Source organism: Adlercreutzia sp. ZJ138 (assembly GCF_011038935.1).
Lineage (GTDB): Bacteria > Actinomycetota > Coriobacteriia > Coriobacteriales > Eggerthellaceae > ZJ141.
The window spans coordinates 98,988-118,965 of sequence record NZ_JAAKEA010000001.1 but is presented as its reverse complement, the minus strand read 5'-3'; the positions used below and the strand labels follow the sequence as shown (position 1 = coordinate 118,965).

17 protein-coding genes are annotated in these 19,978 nt (G+C 53.9%); 4 read left to right on the top strand and 13 right to left on the bottom strand.

The genetic code is table 11. The features are described 5' to 3' along the window. Positions 1–72: 72 nt before the first annotated feature. The 3 genes from G7Y43_RS00535 to purB all read right to left on the bottom strand — a co-directional run bounded on the left by G7Y43_RS00535 (position 73) and on the right by purB (position 4,343). Positions 73–1,422 carry an MFS transporter gene (locus tag G7Y43_RS00535; RefSeq protein WP_165042965.1) on the bottom strand — a complete coding sequence of 450 codons (1,350 nt, stop codon included), beginning with the start codon at positions 1,420–1,422 and terminating at the stop codon, positions 73–75. 347 nt (positions 1,423–1,769) lie between these two features. After that, on the bottom strand, positions 1,770–2,954 hold the full coding sequence (locus tag G7Y43_RS00530; RefSeq protein ID WP_165042963.1) for a pyridoxal phosphate-dependent aminotransferase: 1,185 nt from the start codon (positions 2,952–2,954) through the stop codon (positions 1,770–1,772). Between the two features lie 45 nt (positions 2,955–2,999). Beyond that, complete coding sequence (gene purB, locus G7Y43_RS00525) at positions 3,000–4,343, bottom strand: adenylosuccinate lyase (protein WP_165042961.1); 1,344 nt, start codon at positions 4,341–4,343, stop codon at positions 3,000–3,002. A 182-nt stretch (positions 4,344–4,525) separates the two neighbouring features. Here purB and G7Y43_RS00520 point away from each other — a divergent pair, with 182 nt between their 5' ends. Further along, positions 4,526–5,185, top strand: coding sequence for a TrkA family potassium uptake protein (locus tag G7Y43_RS00520; RefSeq protein ID WP_165042959.1), 660 nt, complete (start codon positions 4,526–4,528; stop codon positions 5,183–5,185). Between the two features lie 36 nt (positions 5,186–5,221). Next, entirely contained in the window at positions 5,222–5,893 is a 672-nt protein-coding gene (locus G7Y43_RS00515; protein ID WP_165042957.1) for a TrkA family potassium uptake protein, read from the top strand. Positions 5,894–5,935: 42 nt separating this feature from the next. On the opposite strand, the gene G7Y43_RS00510 is transcribed toward G7Y43_RS00515, so the two are convergent. The 8 genes from G7Y43_RS00510 to G7Y43_RS00475 form a co-directional block, all read right to left on the bottom strand. Next, positions 5,936–9,574 carry a hypothetical protein gene (locus G7Y43_RS00510; RefSeq protein ID WP_165042955.1) on the bottom strand — a complete coding sequence of 1,213 codons (3,639 nt, stop codon included), beginning with the start codon at positions 9,572–9,574 and terminating at the stop codon, positions 5,936–5,938. A gap of 361 nt (positions 9,575–9,935) precedes the next feature. Next, positions 9,936–10,745 (bottom strand): glucosaminidase domain-containing protein, encoded by an 810-nt coding sequence (locus G7Y43_RS00505; RefSeq protein WP_165042953.1) that lies wholly within the window; start codon positions 10,743–10,745, stop codon positions 9,936–9,938. A 276-nt stretch (positions 10,746–11,021) separates the two neighbouring features. Next, on the bottom strand, positions 11,022–11,435 hold the full coding sequence (locus tag G7Y43_RS00500; protein WP_165042951.1) for a PspC domain-containing protein: 414 nt from the start codon (positions 11,433–11,435) through the stop codon (positions 11,022–11,024). Between the two features lie 41 nt (positions 11,436–11,476). Then, a complete protein-coding gene (locus tag G7Y43_RS00495; RefSeq protein ID WP_165042949.1) occupies positions 11,477–12,316 on the bottom strand; it encodes a hemolysin family protein in 840 nt (279 codons plus the stop codon). Positions 12,317–12,341: 25 nt separating this feature from the next. Continuing rightward, positions 12,342–12,992, bottom strand: coding sequence for a hemolysin III family protein (locus G7Y43_RS00490; protein ID WP_165042947.1), 651 nt, complete (start codon positions 12,990–12,992; stop codon positions 12,342–12,344). A gap of 96 nt (positions 12,993–13,088) precedes the next feature. Continuing rightward, complete coding sequence (gene hypE, locus G7Y43_RS00485) at positions 13,089–14,111, bottom strand: hydrogenase expression/formation protein HypE (RefSeq protein ID WP_165042945.1); 1,023 nt, start codon at positions 14,109–14,111, stop codon at positions 13,089–13,091. A 169-nt stretch (positions 14,112–14,280) separates the two neighbouring features. Beyond that, positions 14,281–14,703, bottom strand: a complete 423-nt coding sequence (nikR, locus tag G7Y43_RS00480; RefSeq protein ID WP_165042943.1) for a nickel-responsive transcriptional regulator NikR — start codon at positions 14,701–14,703, stop codon at positions 14,281–14,283. A gap of 15 nt (positions 14,704–14,718) precedes the next feature. After that, positions 14,719–14,973: a dynein gamma chain protein gene (locus G7Y43_RS00475; protein WP_165042941.1), complete on the bottom strand. Its 255-nt coding sequence runs from the start codon at positions 14,971–14,973 to the stop codon at positions 14,719–14,721. Between the two features lie 112 nt (positions 14,974–15,085). Between G7Y43_RS00475 and G7Y43_RS00470 the strand changes: the two genes are divergently transcribed. Then, positions 15,086–15,541: a hypothetical protein gene (locus tag G7Y43_RS00470; RefSeq protein ID WP_206215059.1), complete on the top strand. Its 456-nt coding sequence runs from the start codon at positions 15,086–15,088 to the stop codon at positions 15,539–15,541. Between the two features lie 74 nt (positions 15,542–15,615). On the opposite strand, the gene G7Y43_RS00465 is transcribed toward G7Y43_RS00470, so the two are convergent. Beyond that, complete coding sequence (locus tag G7Y43_RS00465; RefSeq protein ID WP_165042937.1) at positions 15,616–17,028, bottom strand: phosphoglucosamine mutase; 1,413 nt, start codon at positions 17,026–17,028, stop codon at positions 15,616–15,618. 246 nt (positions 17,029–17,274) lie between these two features. Here G7Y43_RS00465 and galE point away from each other — a divergent pair, with 246 nt between their 5' ends. Beyond that, the gene (galE, locus tag G7Y43_RS00460) at positions 17,275–18,408 is read left to right on the top strand and encodes a UDP-glucose 4-epimerase GalE (protein WP_165042935.1); all 1,134 of its coding nucleotides are present in this window, start codon (positions 17,275–17,277) and stop codon (positions 18,406–18,408) included. Positions 18,409–18,523: 115 nt separating this feature from the next. Here galE and G7Y43_RS00455 read toward each other — a convergent pair whose 3' ends face one another. After that, positions 18,524–19,939, bottom strand: a complete 1,416-nt coding sequence (locus tag G7Y43_RS00455) for an LCP family protein (protein WP_241158082.1) — start codon at positions 19,937–19,939, stop codon at positions 18,524–18,526. Between the last annotated feature and the right edge of the window lie 39 nt (positions 19,940–19,978).

The following is a 19,978-nucleotide window of genomic DNA, read 5'->3' as shown; positions in this document are numbered from 1 at the left end:
GTTCTAAGTTACTCCGACAGCCTGCGCTTTCCTCATTCCAGATAGCACAACCAATTGCCACCCTGCGTTTCGTTAATCTTTGGGTGCACGCAGCAAAGCGAACGACCCCGAAACACCAAGGAGCACGAGCATGGCAAGCACCGTAACAAATGTGACATCATATCCAACGCCTTCGATAAGGAAACCCCACGCCGACGTGAACACCACGCCCGACAGCGAGCTTGCCGTGGAAATACGCGAGTAAATTGCCGGGTACTCACGCGTACCGAAGATGACGCGCGCCATAATGGGCATCTGCACCGTTTCCGCCGCATACAGAATGCCATACAGAAAACCAGCTGCCAAAAACAGCGGCGCCACGTTCGGAATCAGCCACAGAACAACAATACTCACAACTCCACATCCACCGGCCAGCAGCAATCCCGCAGGCGCGCTTTTGTCGCCAACAATCCCCAGCAAAACCTTACCGATTGCCTGCCCCGCCATGGTAGCGGCGGCAAGCGTTGCCGCCAGGGCTGCGATCTGAGGATACTCATTTCCAAGTGAACTTGCATACGACGGGAAGAACAGGTAGAACGACACCAGCGCCGTAACCATGACAGCAAACACCAACATGGCATAAAACGACGGCTCGCGCAGGGCCTCCTTGGCGGTAACGCCCCGGCGTGGTGGTCGAACCGGCCGGGCCGCTTGGGTTGATTGGACCGGTTGAGCCGAGCGGTCGGCTTGGACGGATTGGGAAGATTGGTCGGATTGGCCTGATTGATCGGATTGCGGCATGCCCGCCTGCGCGCACCACTCTTTCGACCACACCGGATGCATTCCTAAATCAGATGGCCAACTTCGCACACAGAACAAGGTAAACGGCAACGCAATGGCAATCGTTAGGACACCGAACACCAGATACCCCAGCCTCCAGCCTTCCGGTCCACTGGCAATAATCGCCCCGCCAATCGGGTTAAAGATAACGCCACCCACACCCGTAAACGCCATGCAGATTCCCACGTAAAAGCCCACTCGCTTTTCGAACCACCGTCCTACCAGCGTCGACACAGCCAAGTAGAGAATAGGTGCATCACCAATACCCATGATAGCTCCGGCAAGATAGAAATCCCACACCGAGTCGAACTGAGACATCAGCGCCATCGGGGCACCCATAAGTACCACCGCCACCGACAGCACGATACGCAAGTCAGCCCGCTCCATCAAACGACCCATGAACGGCAGCGCAAGCGTTTGGGCAAGATAGAAAAATGTCATATACAGCGAGAATACTCCCTTACCAACGCCTAGTGCCTCGCTTACCGGTGTGTAGAAGATGCCAGCACAACTAAACGTCAACGTAATCGGACCTAAGCAGAGTGCGCAGCCTGTCGCCACAACCAGATAGGGAAATATCTTTTGCTTGACTGAAAGCGCCACGAGGATCTACTCCTTCTACCGTTTTCGCGGAGAAAGGGCGGCCGCCTTCTTCCCATAAGGCAGTCGCCCTTTCCCCGTAACCCACGCATCGAAGGGAATTGTAGCGCCACGAAAACGCAACCGTCTACCGCATTGGCATGCGGAAATATCAGGTTGCTTATGAAACGTCTGCCCACGAGTCAGCTCACGACAGATAGCCCAAGCGCAATGCCGCCGCGGCGTATCCCCAACATGAGCGATTGCCCCGTCATGCACGTACATAACGGAGCAATCGCTCTTCTCAGATGCAAACACAAGGATTGAATGAGACGTGCCTCACACGACTCGGTGTTTATTGATTATTCTTGCTATTCTTGCCGATAGCTCTCCATAAGAGCCTTAAACCCAGGCATAGCGCCAGTAATGACTTCAGGGGCAACGCAGTAGCTGATGCGCACCCAGCCGCCCACGCCGAAGCTATCCGATGGAACGAGAAGCAGCTCGAAGCGTTTCGCGCGATCACTGAACGCCTGCGCGTCATCCTCAAGCGCCTTCACCCACAGGTAGAACGCACCATCGGGCTGCACGTACTCGTAGCCAAGCTCGCTCAATCCCTCGGTTAGCAAGCGACGATTCTCACGGTACGCTTCAACATTGGAGGGCTCGTCAATGCATTTCGCAATGGCACGCTGCATGAGCACCGGAGCGCAGATGTAGCCCAGCGCACGGCCCGCACCAGCAACAGCCAGCGACACCTCGTGCGCATTGTCCATGCGATCTGACACGTACACGTAACCGATGCGCTCACCCGGCAAGCTCATACTCTTCGAATACGAATAGCACACGATGGTGTTCGCATACAAGCAGGGCACGTACGGCACCTCGCAGCCGTATGTAATCTCGCGATACGGCTCGTCGCATACGATGAAAATCTGACGTCCCAACTCAGCCTGTTTGCGCTCAAGCATGGCCGCCAAGTTTTCCAGTACTTCGCGCGTGTACACGGCACCTACGGGATTGTTCGGCGAGTTCACGATGATGGCGCTCGTCCGCTCGGTGATAGTTGCCTCAATGGCGTCGACATCCAGCTGGAAACTAGGCACGAGCGTGGGAACCTCAATGCGCGTGCAACCAGCGGTTTCAATCCACACCCCATATTCGGGAAAGAAGGGGCTCGGGACGATAACCTCATCGCCCGGCTTCGTCACCGCAGACAACGAGATAGCGATAGCAGCAGCTGCACCCACCGTCATGTAGATGTTGCCCGGCGTGGCTTCAATACCGAAACGGCGACGAATGCTATCGGCAACTACCTGCTTTACCGCAGGATCGCCCGACGCCGGCGTGTAGCCATGCAGCGCGCAGGGCGGCTCTTCCATCAGCTCAAGTACCGCGCGCTTCAGCGCCTCGGGCGCAGGAACACTCGGATTACCGATGCTGAAGTCGAACACCTTGTCAGCACCGATTTCTGCCTTACGCTTCAAGCCGTACGAGAACAGCTCACGGATGGCGCTCGGTTCGTCGCCCAGCCCGAACATCCTCTCGTTAATCATGTGACATGCACCTTTCCTTCGAAAACTTTTCTTGCTCGCAGCGCGCTAGAACTCCAACTCCTGCAAACGCTCAAACACCGCATCTTTGCGCGTAAGGAACGCCCACGGATCGAAAATAGCGTCGAGCTGTTCGGCCGACAGCTTGGCATCGGGGTCGGCTTCCAAGCGCTCGCGATACGTGGGGCCATCAACCGCATTCTGAATGTCTTCCCACACTGCCATGGCATTGCGCTGCACGATGACGTAGGCATCTTCGCGCGTGATACCCGTTTGTACCAACGCCAACAGCACCTTCGAGCTGAAAATAAGGCCGCGCGTACGCCATAGATTCTGCTCCATCTTCGCCGGATAGGTGCGCAAGCCATCGAGCATCCACTGCATTTTCCCGAACATGTAATCAAGCGCCGTGAAGCTATCGGCCAGCGCCACACGTTCGGCACCAGAATGCGAGATGTCACGTTCAAACCACAGTGCCACGTTGTCAAGCGCCACTTGTGCGTTACTTTTCACCACGCGCGACAGGCCACACACGCGCTCCGCCGTAATGGGGTTGCGCTTGTGGGGCATGGCCGACGAGCCTTTTTGCCCTTTCGTGAACGGCTCTTCCGCCTCGATGACATCGGACTGTTGTAGCAGGCGCACCTGCATGGCGATGCTTTCCAACGTAGACGCGCACACAGCAAGCGCGCACATTACCTGAGCATGACGGTCGCGCGCAAGCACCTGCGTGGACAGCGGGTCGGGAGTAAGGCCCATCTTCTCGCACACGTACTCTTCCACAAACGAATCGATGCTCGAATACGTGCCTACCGCACCCGAAATAGCACCTGTAGCGGCTACCTCACGCGCTTGCTCCATGCGCACTTGCGCGCGCTTTAAGGCCCACGCCCAGCTGCCGAATTTCATGCCGAACGTCATGGGCTCGGCGTGAATGCCGTGCGTACGACCCACACACAGCGTCTCCTGGAATTCGAATGCACGACGCTTGCATGTTTCCCCAAGTTGCTTAATGTCATCCAAAATAATGTCAATCGCTTGCGTGATCTGGTAAGACAGCGCGGTGTCGCCCAAATCAGACGACGTCATGCCGTAGTGAACCCAACGGCTGGGCTTTTCTTGCCCCTCGGGAACATCGGCGTCAATGCATTCTGCCATGTTTGTGGTGAAGGCGATAACGTCGTGATTCGTCACCTTCTCTATCTCGTCGATGCGTTCGACGGTGAAGCCGGCGTGTTCGCGAATCCAGGCGGCTTCTTCCTTGGTAATGCCTGCTTGACCCAGCTCAGCTTGGGCTTCGCACGCAAGAACCTCGATCTCCTTCCAGATTTCGAACTTGTTCTGAAGCGTCCAAATATGACCCATAGCAGGGCGAGTGTAGCGATTGATCATGGCAAGGCCTTTCTACGAAAATACGCACTACGAAGTATAGTGCGTCAATCGCGACCGCGCCCAGAAAACCACTGGAAACGAATCGAACAGAGCATTTTGCATTTGTAACCGACGCGTCTCTCATTACGGCGCATATTGGGGTATGCTTTTTGGCAGCATCGTTATTCGTAGAAGGAACGTCTATGAGCAATGTCATTGTTGTCGGGTGCGGCCGCGTTGGTTCGAGCTTGTCGAATATGCTTTCCGATAGCGGCAACAACGTGTGCGTCATCGACCGCAACCCCGATGCGTTCACGAATTTAGGAAGAGGCTTCAACGGCTCCACACTACAAGGGGTAGGCTTCGACGAAGATCTGCTCATTCAAGCAGGGGCGAAGGAGTGCGATGTTGTTGCGGCAGTCACCCAGTCTGACAACACCAACCTCATGGTCGCTGAGGTTGCCAGCCGTCTATGTGGAGTGCCTCACGTGATCGCACGTCTGTACAATCCCGATCATGAACGTGCGTACATGCAACTGGGTATCGACTACGTGTGTGGCACCTCGCTCGTTGCCGAAGATGTGTTCAGTAAGGTGGTGTCGGGGCATGGCTCGCATCTCGATACGTTCGGCGAATTCGAAGTGCTGCGCTTCTCGCTCGACTTAAGTTGGCACGACAAGCGCACCATCCGCGTTTCCGAGATAGAGCGCGACCACAACGTGCGGATCATCGTATTCGAGCGCGGTGATGGCTCGGCGAGTTCGATTCCTACGAAGGATTCCATTCTGTATCATGGCGACTCCATTCTCGCGTGCGTTCGTCACGATCTGATCGAGCCGTTTTCGAAGTACATTCAAGATTAGCGGCGCGAAAAGCGCTTGGTAGAGGAAAGGGCAACCATGTACATCGTTATCGCCGGCGGAGGGAAAATCGGGGAGTATTTGGCAAGCGTATTGCTGGAAAGCGGCAACTCGGTTGCCGTCATCGAACAATCGCTTGAAACCGCGAACCGTCTGTCGGTCGTTTTGCAAGGCCGCTACCTGGTCATTCATGGCGATGGTTGCGACTCCCGTTATCAGGAGGATGCTGGCATTCGTCATGCCGATGTGTTCGTAGCGGTTACCGGACAGGATGACAGTAACTTGGTGTCGTGTGAAATTGCCCAGCGCGTGTTTAACGTGCCACGGTGCATTGCCCGCGCGAACAGCCCAAAAAACCTGCGCATTTTCAAAGAGGTAGGCATCGAGTGCGTGTCGTCCACCACGGTTATCGCGGGACTTATCGAAGAGGAAGCGTTGCTGGGCAGCGTGAGTGTCGTGTCGTCACTGGCGCATGGCAACGTGGTGTTGGCTGAAATGCTGGTGCCGCGCATGAGACATCATTCCAACGCCGAAGGCGTTTTAGCTGCTGACATTCCCATGCCCGAAGACAGCCTGATTGTTGCAGTTGCCAAAGAGGACGACGCTATTGTGTGCAACGCCGACACACGCCTGTTCCCCGGCGACAAAGCTATTGTCGTCTCCGATACCGACCTACTCGATCACGTGCGCAGCATCTTCAAAGCGCTGTAAACGTGCCCATGCTATACAGCACGGGCACGTTCTACGTTAAACCTACTGATGCTTTGCGAAGCGTCTTGCCTCTTTCCTCGCGCAGCAACCAAGAACAACGGCTGCACAGACAATTATCACTAGAAGGAGATACACTACATCAGGTAATCGGTCTCCTGTTTCAGCTGTGATGGTTGCTTTTGCTGAGTTGTTAGATGAATCGGCATTGCCATCCTGGTTTGAAGAAATACTCACGTTTGTATTAGCGCCAGCATCGGCGCTGCTATCAGGACTCCCAGTATCACCGCTCGAACCACTGTCTCCCTCGGTTCCTCCAGGATTCTCATCTTCGCCACTACTCGATCCGCCTTCGTCTTCGAGGAATACTGCAACCAGTGAGCGATTCTCGTCGATTCTAAAGGTATAAGCAATATCGGTGCTTACCGGCACGTCAGTTTGATAGTTGGCACCATTTTCGAACCATCCCTTGAAAGTTGCTTTTTCGTGAGCATAGGCGTATGCGGTAACGTGATCTCCTTTGGTAGCTGACGCTACGCCAACCGCATCGCCGTTGCCAACAACTTCGACCTCAACAGAAAGGGCTTCTCCACTAGCTTCGTCAACTACATAGCTCTCATTTACAACCATACCATCGTTGCCGATTATTTCCACGGTATCGACGAACACATTGCTCACTTGAGCATCGGGATACGAACGCAGCTGATAGCTTTCACCCTTTACTAAGTCAAGATCGTTGTAAACTTTCTGCTGATAATCAGCACCTTCGAAATCGTGTGATGACCAGGTAATATCGAGTCCTGAATCAACTGTTTCAGTAGCTTTGCAAGCAATAGTGTAGTTCTGGTCGGTGGGTATCCAGAGGTATTTTGCGCCAATTTCAGAATCAACGTAAGCTGACACACTCGCATCGGCACTCATAAGCACTTCATCGACTTGATTGTTTACTATGCGTGCAACAACATTTCCTGAAGCATCACGAACTTCTAGGTCAACCGGACAGTAGAACACTGCTTTCTTGGTGTCGCATAGCTGTCCTTGCTTGAGCGGTGTAATATCGTACTCCTGCAGCGCGTGAGTCCAGTATACGTACGTATCGGGTGTGTGCGCGAAGAACACGTTGTTCTCAGCGTTTTCGTCAGCAGCGATCAGCAGTCTTTCCGCAGCAAGCTGCGCACTTAACGTAAGGTTTAATATTGGATCACCGTCGACAACGTCTTCTAGCTCTTCTTTATGGTCCCCAACTAGTCCATCAAACACATTGTAGCGAACGAAATACCAGAAAACTGGACAATAGCTTCCTAGCGAGAGTATCAACAGCGGGACTGGTTTTCCTTCCTCGCCCTCAGCAAGATAACTCGTTAACATTTCGAAATACTTGTGGAAGGTCATGCCTTTAACAATGGGAGCGTAGTGTTTCTGTTTATAGAAATCTTGTACTGTAGGTGCTAGGTTTTCCGCATCAGATACGAATTTGTCTGTGGGACCCACTGTCTCAAATGGTACATACGTTATACCCGAATATGTTTGATATTCTGCCTGAACTCGAGACTCAAGCTTGGTAAACAACAGATGTTGTGTGCCCCGCGTTGGCAAGTAGAACGTCTTGCCGAAGCGCTCAAAACCCCATTTCTTGAGGGGTACTCGTGGCACAAAATCCTCGGGATTCACGAAATTGAAAATGTTGTCGTAGGTGTTTCTGTGCACCATTGTTTTCGTAGTTGTTGCTGGTGTGGCAAACGTGTAAGCGTACACACGGCTTGTATTGAAGTGCGTGGATAGCCCGAATGACAGGTCGGCAGCCAGCAGGTTTGCCACGGCTGCGCCGCGGCTATGTCCTGTAATGAGAATACGCGCGTTGCGGTCATCTATTCTGTTTTTTTGCAAGTACTCTATTAACTTTCCAAGCAACTCGGTCTCGGCATATTTGAAACCAGCATGATATTTCACGTCTATACCGTCGTTATAGTCAATCTGAGCATTCGATACCCATTCAATATTGCTCGGTGTTCCACGCACGGCAACTATAATAAGATCTTGTTCTTGCCCACTTGCATCCAAAAACTTTTTCTTGCCGAAGGCATAAGCAACCAGATCTATACTCTCCTTGTAATCGGAATCACTATCTTCTTTTATGCTTTTCCCTTGCAGACGATGTGTATAAGAGCTTACGTCCACGTCGCCCTCGCCAGTATCGAAGCCAAGTGCGGCAAATGATTCGCGGATGTATATGCAATCCTTTTTGGGATCCTCACTAGGTGCATTATTATATGCCGCCATAGCAAGAGCAGAAGAAGCAGTGGCAAGTTGAGGGTTGTATTTCGTTGATTGCTGATCGAACCATGCGTCATCCCAGTACACCGGATAGGAAACAGGATGCGTCTCACCGTTGACTACTGACTGCTCCGTTGTGGAAAGGAAGTTGATATTGAAAACACCTTGCTCGTTTTCAACCTTGGAGGGGTCGGATGTCGTATCATCAGTAAAGTGGAGTTGCACGGGCGTGTCGTGGTCGATACAATCGCCTACGCCTAACTGGCCATATTGGTTACCGCCCCACGTCCACGCCGTACCATCGTTTTTCACCACAGCGATTGCATACAAATCGCCCACGGACACATCGGTTACGTTTTCCATGACTTGCGTTGGGGTGGAAGATTGGGCGAGATTATTGTTGTTTATTCCCCACGTCCAAAGCGTGTTATCAGTTTTAATTGCGCAGGCTAGCTCTGCTCCAGTATCAGCTTTGATTACATTATCCATGCGTTTGAAAGGCGTATAGACTACCTCTTCATGATGAGCGGCATCAAAAACCGGGTAGGACATGTTTTGACGGCCCCACATCCACAGCTCATTATTTTCGGTAACATATAATTGAGAAGCGCCCGCCGCAAAGCTTCGTACGGGAAGTTGTGTCTCTATTCTAGTTGGCTCGAATCTAAAAGAACTTGGATCGGGTGCTGTACCGTCGCCAGGAACCCCCCATCCCCATGTATAAAATGAACCGTCCTGCGTTACAGCAGCACCCCTGCCTTCGTCAGCCCACATAGAGACTGCATTGTCCATAATCTTGCATGGTTTGATAGATGAGTCCGATACAGGATTGCTTCCATGATTGTAACCCCATGTAAGAATCTCACCGTTTTCAGTAAGTACAGTAGTAATTCCGTTATAGCCTTCTGAGTCAACACTTTTTACCCCATCCATGATCTTTTGAAAGTCGAGACATTCATATTTGAGGACTGTACCAGAATCGGTGTACTCAGCATTCAGGGCATCGGAACCTGAAACCCATAAAGAACCGTCGCTTTTGAGTGCATGAATCCTATCTCTTGTTAGAGAAACCTGCACCACATTTTCCAAAACTCTCTTTGGGATGGGACGGACATCTCCCGTAGCGGTGTTGTCACCTAAAGGAGCAGCGCCCCATGTCCATAACGAACCGTCATCCATAATGGCAGCCCCGGTGTATTCTCCCAAATAGATTCTCTTTACTCTATTGTCGTAAGAGGAAGAGCGTGTTGTCGGGACAGTTGCGGAATCTCGGGCTACCTCCTGTTCAACTGCAGGGTTTGCTATGGCATATGTTGGAATAAGCCCTGCAACAAGAACACAAGCCAACAAACAACGACCAATTCCGCTGAGCAGCGAGTTTGTAGTCAACTCTTTAGCAAAATGGTACATACGATCACTCTCATTCGTTTGCCATTTCGTGACAAACGTAGTATATCATTCGGTTTTCCACCCTACTTACTAGATTACCGGATAGCCCGTCTTGGTATCGACAATCATCAGAAGTTGACACCCCTCTTACTCAATTCGATCAGCTTTTGGATTTCTGCTTAAGATAGTCTCTCATCATTCGAGTTCTCTCACTGTCCCTACCCTTATTTCTAATGAAAATCCGCCGTACGAAGACGGCGGGAAAACTCAAACGATACAACGAAACGAGAAAGCCACTGCAGAAGAGAAATGCTCAAACTGGAGCCATTCGGAAACTCGTTCATTCCACCAGCCCTGAACAGACGAGTCGACACGGAGGGCTTTAAATAAGCATCATCTGGCCCAGCGTGTTATAGAACCAGTGATCATAGTTCGGTGGGCAGTATTTTTGAGCACCAGCGTAGGTGATCGAATAGCCATAACCGCTGGCAAGACCCGCTACATGTGCGCGAATGGACTCTTCCCAACTCGACCAGCTCGAGTTGCCCCAGCCCCATGCATTGTATGGTCTAAAGCACACCTGCCCGTTGCCGCTTTCGGTGTTCGAAATAGCCGGCGAGAAGCGTGGGTCGATGCCGTTGTCCCATGCCGCTTCCGCAAACACGCTGCCATACCCGGCTAAATTCGTGCCAGCAAGGTACGCATCAATGCGCGCGCTCCATTCGGCAACGAATGCGTCTTTGCCAACTTCCCAGTCCACTTCGGACAGCTGGGCTGCAGCAGCTGATGCAGCGTCGGCGTTCATCGTCGCCTGCTGCTCAGCCCGAGCCTGCTGCGCAGCAGCGATGCGAGCTTCTTCCTCCTGACGAGCAGCTTCCTCAGCCGCTTTGCGCGCTGCTTCCTCTTCGGCTTCGATGCTTTCAATACCCGCAGAAATATCGCGATTCGTTTCCATAGCTAACGACGAGCTATCAGTCGACAAGGTATCGGATGTTGCACCAGAAAAGTCAGTTGCAGCGGACGACGCGCTAACGGCGTCGATTCCAAACGTGTCGGCATCCGACGAGACCCCGCTTCCCGCAGAGGCGAACCCGAGGCCGATGAAAACGGCGAGTGCGCACGATACGAGCGAGCCAATCGCGAAACGCGCGACAATGCTCGTTGTACGATGCGTTTTTCTCCGCTGTGCCAAGCGGCTTCCTTTCTCCGGACAACAAAAACACGACAACCGCAAAGCGGATGACAGCTTGTTGGATTATGAGTGGGATTACTGTCGAAAAAGAGCTTTATGCTTTTGTCGTTGTTTGTATTTTACCGAATTGAGTAGCCCAAACGCAAAGTTTTATGGAGATCGGCTTCACGTTTTGTTCGCTTGACAGTGGCGGAATTAGGCAAAATGCCTGTTAGTTTCACGGTTTGTAGCAAGTATCTCGACCCTGCACACACTAACCGTCACAAAGCGCGCACCTTATGTTCGATCGCTCTTTTGCTGCTCAGCGGTCGGTAGATCGGCACCATCGGCGTTCCAACAACTCGGAGGCTGCGGGGGTAAATGACCCACACTTACAAAGCGGTTCGACAGACTGGAAGACACGACATAACGTGAATCAGGATTTTTTGGACGCAAATACGGTCGGCTCGACACGTACTCAACCCGCCCGTACGTTTCGGAGAGCACCGTTTCTGGACGCACCTCGTATGGGTCGTCCAAGGCAGAGGCCATAGGAAGGAGCTTCCACAGCACAAGATACGCAACGCCAGCAACACCGCCTGTTACCGGCATCGACGCGACAAACAAGATGCGCACCACAAGCGAATCACACTCAAACGCATGGGCTATGCCCGAACACACGCCGCCGACAACGCCGTTTCTGCTTCGCATGACCTTTCTGCGCATCACGGTTCCTCACAGGTCCTCTTCGATTACGCCTTAGCAGCATCTGATGTGCCTAAATCAGGCAAGCGCTCGATGCGGACCTTCGATATGCGCAGACGGCGCATGGCGACAATGCGGAAGCGGTATCCCTGAAAATCAAGCTGGTCGCCAGTTTCTGGCACAGTATCGAGCTTGCTCATAAGCCAGCCGGCCAACGTTTCGTAATCGTCGGAATCCTCAAGCGGCCAACCGCGCTCGATGGCTTCTTCCACCGTGCAACGCCCATCGGCCAACCAAGCGCCGTCGGACACCACCGAAATGAGCGTCGATTCGTGGTCCGTCTCATCCGCAATTTCGCCGACAATTTCCTCAACGATGTCCTCAACGGTAATAAGGCCATCGGTCCCGCCATATTCGTCAACCACAATGGCCATCTGCTGTCGCTTCGTCTGCATTTCTGCGAGCAGGGGAAACACATCTTTCGATTCGGGAACAAACATAGCTTCGTACGCGTAGTCGGCCACAGTATCGTCGCAGCGACCATCCATAAGCGGAGCAATGAGATCTTTGAAATGAATGATACCGGTGATGTTGTCGCAATCTTCGTGATACACCGGCAAGCGGGAATAACCCGTGCCACGCATGCGGTCGAGCGCTTGGCGGATCGTTTCCACATCTTCAACTAAAATCATGTCGACGCGAGGAATCATGATCTCGCGAACTGCCATGTCGCGCAAATCGAGAATGTCGCTGATCATGCGCTTCTCGTCGGCAAGCAGTTCATCGTTGCCTTCGACCATTGATTTAATCTCTTCTTCGGAAAGCGACTGGTTCTTTCGATTGAAGAGCTCGAACATGCCGCGGCCCTGCTTCTTTCCCTTTTCCATTCTCTAATCAATCCGCCTTTCGCGGTTATACAACATACAACGCTACCGACAAAAACTGTAACACGCTACCTGCAACCACGAACAAATGGAACACGAAATGCAGGTAGGGAATCTTTTTGAACACGTAGAACACGGCGCCGATCGTATACGACAGACCACCGGCAAGCAAAAGCCAGAAGCCTGGCGCCGCAAGCGAGCTGTATAAAGCAGGCAGGAAGAACACGATGCTCCACCCCAACAGCAGGTACAACACCGCCGACACCCAACGTGGGCGAAACACCCAAAACGCCTCGGCCGCCATACCCGCAAGCGCTACCGCCCACACGAACACTGCCAGCAGTATACCGCCATGCGGTGCGAGTGTGATCAGGCAATACGGTGTATAGCTTCCCGCAATAAGCAAGTAGATGCCGCAATGGTCGAGCACCTTAAACACACGCTTAGCCTTTTCGGCAGCGATGGCATGGTACAGCGTGGACATAGTGTATTCGAGCAACAGCGATATGGAGAACACCAACGCCGCAAGCAAGCGAATGCCGCCGCCATGGCTAACCGCAATAACCGTGAGAATAGGAATCGCGGCGATGGACAGAGCAGCACCGATGCCATGAGAGATTGAATTGGCGATCTCTTCGCCAAGTCGGTACTCGCGCGTTATGTTTGTTTTCGTCGTCATGGGTTTACTCTAACATGGATTCAACCCATTACGTGTGGCGTTGTCGTCTGTAACGAAGCTGCTACCAGCCAGTGGCCGAATCGCCCACCTACCGCGTTAGCAGATGCGAGGCAGTTGCTCACCTACCAGCATGTCGAGAATGCGCGTGCCACCAAACGCTGTTTCCAACAGCACTTTCGGCCCCCGGTCTAAGCGGGCTGCCGACACCTCGCCAATAATGGCCGCATCGGCACCGTAACGGTTTGCACGCATGGCGGAAAGCGCCGCATCGGCCTCGTCAGGCGCAACAACACACACCATCTTCCCCTCGTTCGCAACTTGCAACACGTCGTACCCGAGCATGTCGCACGCACCCTGCACAGCTGACTTCACAGGAACGTCATCTTCGCGCACTGTAATGTCCACACCCGCCTGCGCAGCCAACTCGTTAAGTGTCGACGCCAAGCCGCCGCGCGTGGGATCACGGAAACAGCGCGTATGTGGGGCAACAGATAACACCTCGGCGATTAGATGGTTTAGCGGTGCGGCGTCGCTTTGTACGTTCGCGGTAAACGACAGGTCCTCACGGCACGCCATGATAGCGATGCCATGGTCGCCTAGTGTGCCGCTCACCAGCACCTTGTCACCTGGGCAGCATTGCGCGCCGCCCAGGTTCACACCTTCGGGAACTATACCGATGCCGCTGGTGTTAATATACACGCCATCGCCATGCCCCCGATTTACCACCTTGGTATCGCCCGTGACGATGCGCACGCCAGCTTCTGCTGCAGCGGTAGCCATCGAAGCACAGATGCGCTTGAGGTCAGCGATAGGATACCCCTCTTCCAGCACGAACCCGCAACTTAAATACAAAGGGGCGGCGCCGCTTGTAGCCACGTCGTTTACCGTGCCGCACACGGCCAAGCGCCCAATGTCGCCACCAGGGAAAAAGTGCGGTGTAACCACGAAGCTATCGGTGGAAAACGCCAGGCGCTCCCCTGCCTGCAACGCTGGCAGCACCGCAGCATCATCGCCACGACGCAGCTCATCGCCTGCGTACGCTTCAAAGAACACTTCGTCGATGATGCGTTTCATCATCGTGCCACCGCTTCCGTGGCCCAGCATGACTGTCGTATCCATAACCTTCCCTATAACGTTTCTCAATTCGGCTTTTGTGAGCAGCCCCGGTTCTTCCTCAATTGCACGGTTACATGGCTACATGGTTGCACGGTTACATGGTTGCACGGCTACATGGTCGCACGAGTACTTGGTTTCGCGATTACCTCGTCAGTTGCGCAGTTTCGCACAGCTATGCAACCGACGGAGCAACCGTAAGCACCAGCTTGCCGTGTTGCACGCCCTTCGTTCCTAAAATGAGATTCGCAACGTCTTGCACCAGCGTCACTTCGCCACGCAAAACAATAACCTCCAAACAGGCATGCGCATCAAGGTGCACATGCAGCGACGTGGTGATATTGGCGAAATAATCGTGCTGGATGGCGTGCAGTTTCTCCTGCAAATCGCTCGCGTGGTGATTGAACACGATGGTCAGCGTGCCCACCACTTCGGTGCCGGGCAGGGCGCATGCTTCCTCTACCAGCGCATCACGCACGAGATCGCGCACAACCTCGCTGCGGTTCTTCGCAAGACCCCGGCGCGCGACGAGCGCATCAAAGCGAACGAGTAAGTCTTCCGGCATAGCAACCGAAAAACGCATAAGGTCGTTGCTCATCGTATCCCACCCGTTCTACACAAGGTTCACCGTTATGTTCGATGCGCTGGCTGCATCATCTTCCAGCGCATCTTTCGCCTCGTCAAGCGCCGCGCGAACATCGTCAAGCAGTGCCTGGGCAACATGCAGCTTCTCGGACACTGTTGCGTAGCCAGCATCGCCCGCCATATGAGCGAGTGTGTGGGACCAACGGCGCTCCAACTTGATATGGTCGTCAATCTGGTCAATCATCTGCTCGAACTGCCCAGTATTTACTCCATTTGTGCACATGGCTTTCTCCTTACGCATCGCGTTGTTCTTGCTACTATGGGTTATACGGCTAATCGGTAGCAAGTTCAAGCGCGGCTTGCAAGGAAGTGTGATTTATTCTATGAAAGGTAACATGTACGAAACAGCTCTTGCTGAAACCTGGGCCTTATTCGGCGACTACGCATGCGGCAGCGAAACAGCACTGACGTGTGCGGTGTCTACATCCCCTTTAACTATTGAAGCACAGCGCGCCCTGAACAGCTCGTTTGCAACGTTTGGGTACGGGCGCGACGCCACGACATTCGTTGTGATACGCGGAACATCAGGTCAAGAGCAGCCGCTCGACCCCCAAGCACTGTTTACGCTCATCGAGGGGTTCGATCCCCTACTGTTAGTCGCTACCGATGCCGATGCGACTCGCCTGCTGGCAGAAGCGTACCGGTGTGCCCTTCCGCTCGATGACGCGAGCCGTGCGTTCGGTCGAACTGTGGTGGCATTTCGCAACTTCGAAGCGCTGATGGAAAGCGCCCAGACGAAGCAAGTCGCCTGGGCGCTGTTAAAGCGGCTCCCTAAGTTCGGAGAATACTAAGTTCACACACCTAAAACGCGTATTTCGCGATGCAGGCATTCGCCGCGTAGTGCTTGAAGTTCGGCACCCAAACGCTACGCGAGGATAACAGCTTTCGCGGCATCAAGCAGATCATGCACCTCGTCAACCGTTTCGGCTTCAGCGTAGATACGCACGAGCGGCTCGGTACCAGAGGGGCGCATCATCACCCACGCATCGCCTTCCAGATAGAACTTCACGCCATCGCGACGATCGATGTCGACCACCTTCTTGCCGCACACCTCGGCGGGCGCGTATGCGGGAACAATGTTCGCGCGGAAGTTCGCCATTTGCTCATCGGTAATCGCAAGACCCTGGCGCTCGAATTCGAGTTTACCCACCTTGTCGAACATGTCGTCTACCAACTGGCCTAAGCTCATGCCACGCTGCGCCATCGTCTCGCACAAAAGCAGCGCCATCAGCAGACCATCGCGCTCCATAACGTGAGTTGGAATGCCAATGCCGCCGGATTCCTCGCCGCCGAGCATGACGTCGCCCTTCTCCATTTCGGCGTAAATCCATTTGAAGCCCACCGGCGTGCTGGTAAGTTCAAGCCCCAAGCGCTTGCACTGACGAGCGAGCATGGCCGACGCCGTAATGGTTGACACCACACGACCGGAAAGGCCCTTGTCTTCGGCCAGATGCGACGTAAGTAACGTGATAATGCGATGCGGGTTCACAAAGTTACCGTGCTCGTCCACCGCACCAATACGGTCGGCATCACCGTCGTTGATGAAGCCGGCGTCGTAGCCCAGCTCGGGAACTTTCGCCAGGCAGCGGTCGACCCATGGCGGAATAGGCTCGGGATGAAGCCCATCGAAGGTGGGGTCACAGGCATTGTTGATCTCGCACACTTCCACACCAATCTCGCGCAGCAGATTCGCCAGATGAATGCGCCCCGCGCCGTACAGCGGGTCGATGACCACGCGCAAGCCTGCACTGCGAATGGCCTCAACGTCAACTGCTTCCTTCAGCGTACGTAAATACGGGGTCATCAGGTCAACTTCAACGTAGCTTGCGCGCGCCGACGTAGGCTTATCAGAAAATGCCGCCTCCACGCGGTCGGTGAATTCCTTGCCCGCGGCACCGCCGTCAGCCATGCGCAGCTTCACGCCCAGGTATTCGGCGGGGTTGTGGCTACTCGTAAGCATAATGCCACCTACTGCATCGGCATCTTGCGCCACACTCCAACACAGCGTAGGCGTGGGGCAGTAATCCTGAGTAAGCTTCACAGTGAAGCCATGCGTAGCAGCAACCTCGGCCGCTAACTGCGCATAAGCATGAGCATCTTGACGGCAGTCATGCCCGACGATGATTGTGCCAAGGCCATCAGTTGCACGCCCCGCCGCAATTGCATCCTCCTTAAAAACGCGTGCCGACGCATCGATAACGCGAACGAGGTTGTCGGCCGTGAAGTCCTCACCGATGATGGCGCGCCATCCGTCGGTTCCGAAATGAATGTCAGCCACGGGATCCTTCTTTCTTGTCCGGTTGGCTGCCTGCGCCCTCTCATCCCTTGCGCCAGATGACGCGACAGGGAAAGAAGCGAGCCGCCAACTCAAAGCCACTGCTTGTCACCCCATTATAAACAAGTTGTCTATTCCTTTTGGCGAAAGCTCGCTGGTTCCTATCATCGAGCGCGCAGCCTGTTACCATAGCCTCATACGAAACGAAACAAGCGGGACAAAACGCGACGCCCGAGATAGGAGATAACCATGTCGAACAGAAGCCTCGCTCGCAGCCACGGAGAAACGAGTATTCTAGTAACTGGCGGTGCTGGGTTCATAGGAAGCCACACCTGTGTCGAGCTGATCGAGCAAGGCTACCGCGTGATAGTGGTTGACGACTTAAGCAACTCGAGCGCCATCGCACTCGATCGCGTGCGCGAGATCACTGGCCTTTCCGCAGATGATGACCGCCTGACCTTCTACGAGAAGAACATTCTTGACCGTGCAGCGATGGAAGCCATCTTCGCCGAAAACGACATCGACGCCATTATCCATTTTGCTGGCTTTAAGGCTGTTGGCGAAAGCGTCGAAAAGCCGCTTGAGTACTACTGGAACAACATAACCGGCACGCTCACGCTCTGCGATGTCGCACGCTCCCATGGCGTGAAAAACATTGTGTTTTCTAGCAGCGCAACGGTGTACGGTGAGCCCGAGTTTATCCCCATCACTGAAGATTGCCCAAAGCACAGCGCCACAAACCCGTATGGGCAGACAAAAAGCATGCTTGAGCAAATTCTGTCCGACCTCTACGTGGGCGACAACGAATGGAACGTCATACTGCTTCGCTACTTCAACCCTATCGGTGCGCACGTGAGCGGCAAGATCGGCGAAGACCCGCAAGGTATTCCCAACAACTTGGTTCCCTACGTTGCACAGGTTGCCGTTGGGCGTCTGAGCAGCGTGGGTGTATTTGGCAACGACTACCCCACACCCGACGGCACGGGCGTGCGCGACTACATTCACGTGGTCGACTTGGCGCGTGGGCACGTTGCAGCGCTTGACTGGATGGGCGGCAAAGTTGGCAGCGGAACCACCGTCACTTTAGGCGACATTCCCGGAGAAGCAGCCGAAGATGGTACCCGCCGCGGAGTTGCCATTTTTAACTTGGGAACCGGCACGGGGTCAAGCGTCTTTGATGTCATCCATTCCTTCGAGCGAGCCTGCGAGCATACGCTTCCCTACGAGATCAAGCCGCGCCGCGCAGGCGACATCGCCGAGAACTACGCAGCATGCGACAAGGCTCGCGCTGAACTTGGGTGGGTGGCTGAATACGACCTTGACCGCATGTGCCAGGACAGCTGGCGTTGGCAGTCATCAAACCCGAACGGATACCGCAGCTAGCGTCGACCAATATCGGTTAGCACCGATTAGCGCAGCGTCAGTTAATGAGGTTGTTATGGACGCGGTTACACACACGCCCGCAACAACCTCATGATAGCTTGCTAGCAACCTGCAACTAGCCTACCGTCGCATCGCCTGTAGCCACACCACCTGCACCTGCTGCACTTTGACCTTGAGTGTAGCCAGGATCAACGTATCCAGGATCGGAATACCCTGGGTCAACATACCCCGGATTGGTGAAATTCGGATCAACAACTCCCGGGTCAACGTAGTTCGGATCGGTATAGCCGTAGTTATACCCCGGATCGGTGTAATACGCAGACGAATCGTCGTAGTACGCGCCACTCTGATCGGTGCCCGAGGAATCACTCGTATCGCTACCACCCGTGCTCACCGCTTCAACCGTGCTGGGATCTTCTCCCGCTTCAACCAATCTCATGAACTCGTCAAGCACCGCTTCGTCGGTGTACACATACGAAATCCCGTCCTCCATGCCAGTGTAGGAAGGCACCATTGCCGAATAGATAACAAGCTCATCGGCAGAATCTTTAAACTGGGTTGCCAGATCAATCAGATCATCAACCGACAAGTCAGTGGTAACACAACTTGCTGCTGCGCTAATAACCCTCGGCAAATCGGTTACCGGCATTGCGAGCACTTCATTTACAATAGCCATCACCAGTTCGCGCTGATGAGCCGTACGCGTGAAGTCTCCGTCGGCAAACTGGCGCGAACGCGCATAGGCAAGCGCCTGCTCACCGTTGAGGTGCTGTTCACCAGCTTCAATATACACACCGGGAATGTGAGGGTCGTCAATGGGTTCTTCGACCGTAATATCCACTCCGCCAACCGCATCGACTAACTCTGAAAGGCTCTCGAAATCGACTTCAGCATAGTGCGAAATATCAATATCAAGTAGCTTTTCCGCCTCTTCGATAGCACCCGCCGCGCCAAGGTAGTTATACGCCGCATTGAACTTGTTCGTTCCATAGCCTTCGAGCTGAATCTGTGTGTCACGGGGAATAGAAACCATGGTGACAATACTCTTCGCTGGGTCAACGCGAACTACCATGTTTGTGTCCGATCGCGAGCCCCCAACCGAGCCATCCTCACGCTTATCGCTGCCGATGAGCATCATATAAAACGGCTCCGTGAACGACTTCGGCTTATCGGTTGACAAGGCGTCTTGAATGGCGAGCAGCTCGTCATCGGTTTTGTCGCCTTTCGTAAGCTCGTTGTTCACCGAGTTAAAGTACAGCGCAGCAGCAGACCCCACACCCAGCGCCGCCACAATAAATGCAACCAGCACCCCGATGGCTATCTTTTTCCCCACGCCCATGCGGCTGCTCTTCTTGGAGTACGCCGGATTCATGCGCGAGTACTGACTCATATTGCCAGCAGGATTCACCGATCCATACGAAGCTCCCGGATACGGGGCACGATTGCCGTTGGCCATACGCTGACGAGCTTGCTGTTCATAGGAGTAGTTGTATTGCCCGTATTGTTGCGTGTTTTTTTTCCGCCTCGCCATAGATGCCCTCATTCTCCCTCAAAGCCGTACGGCGAACTT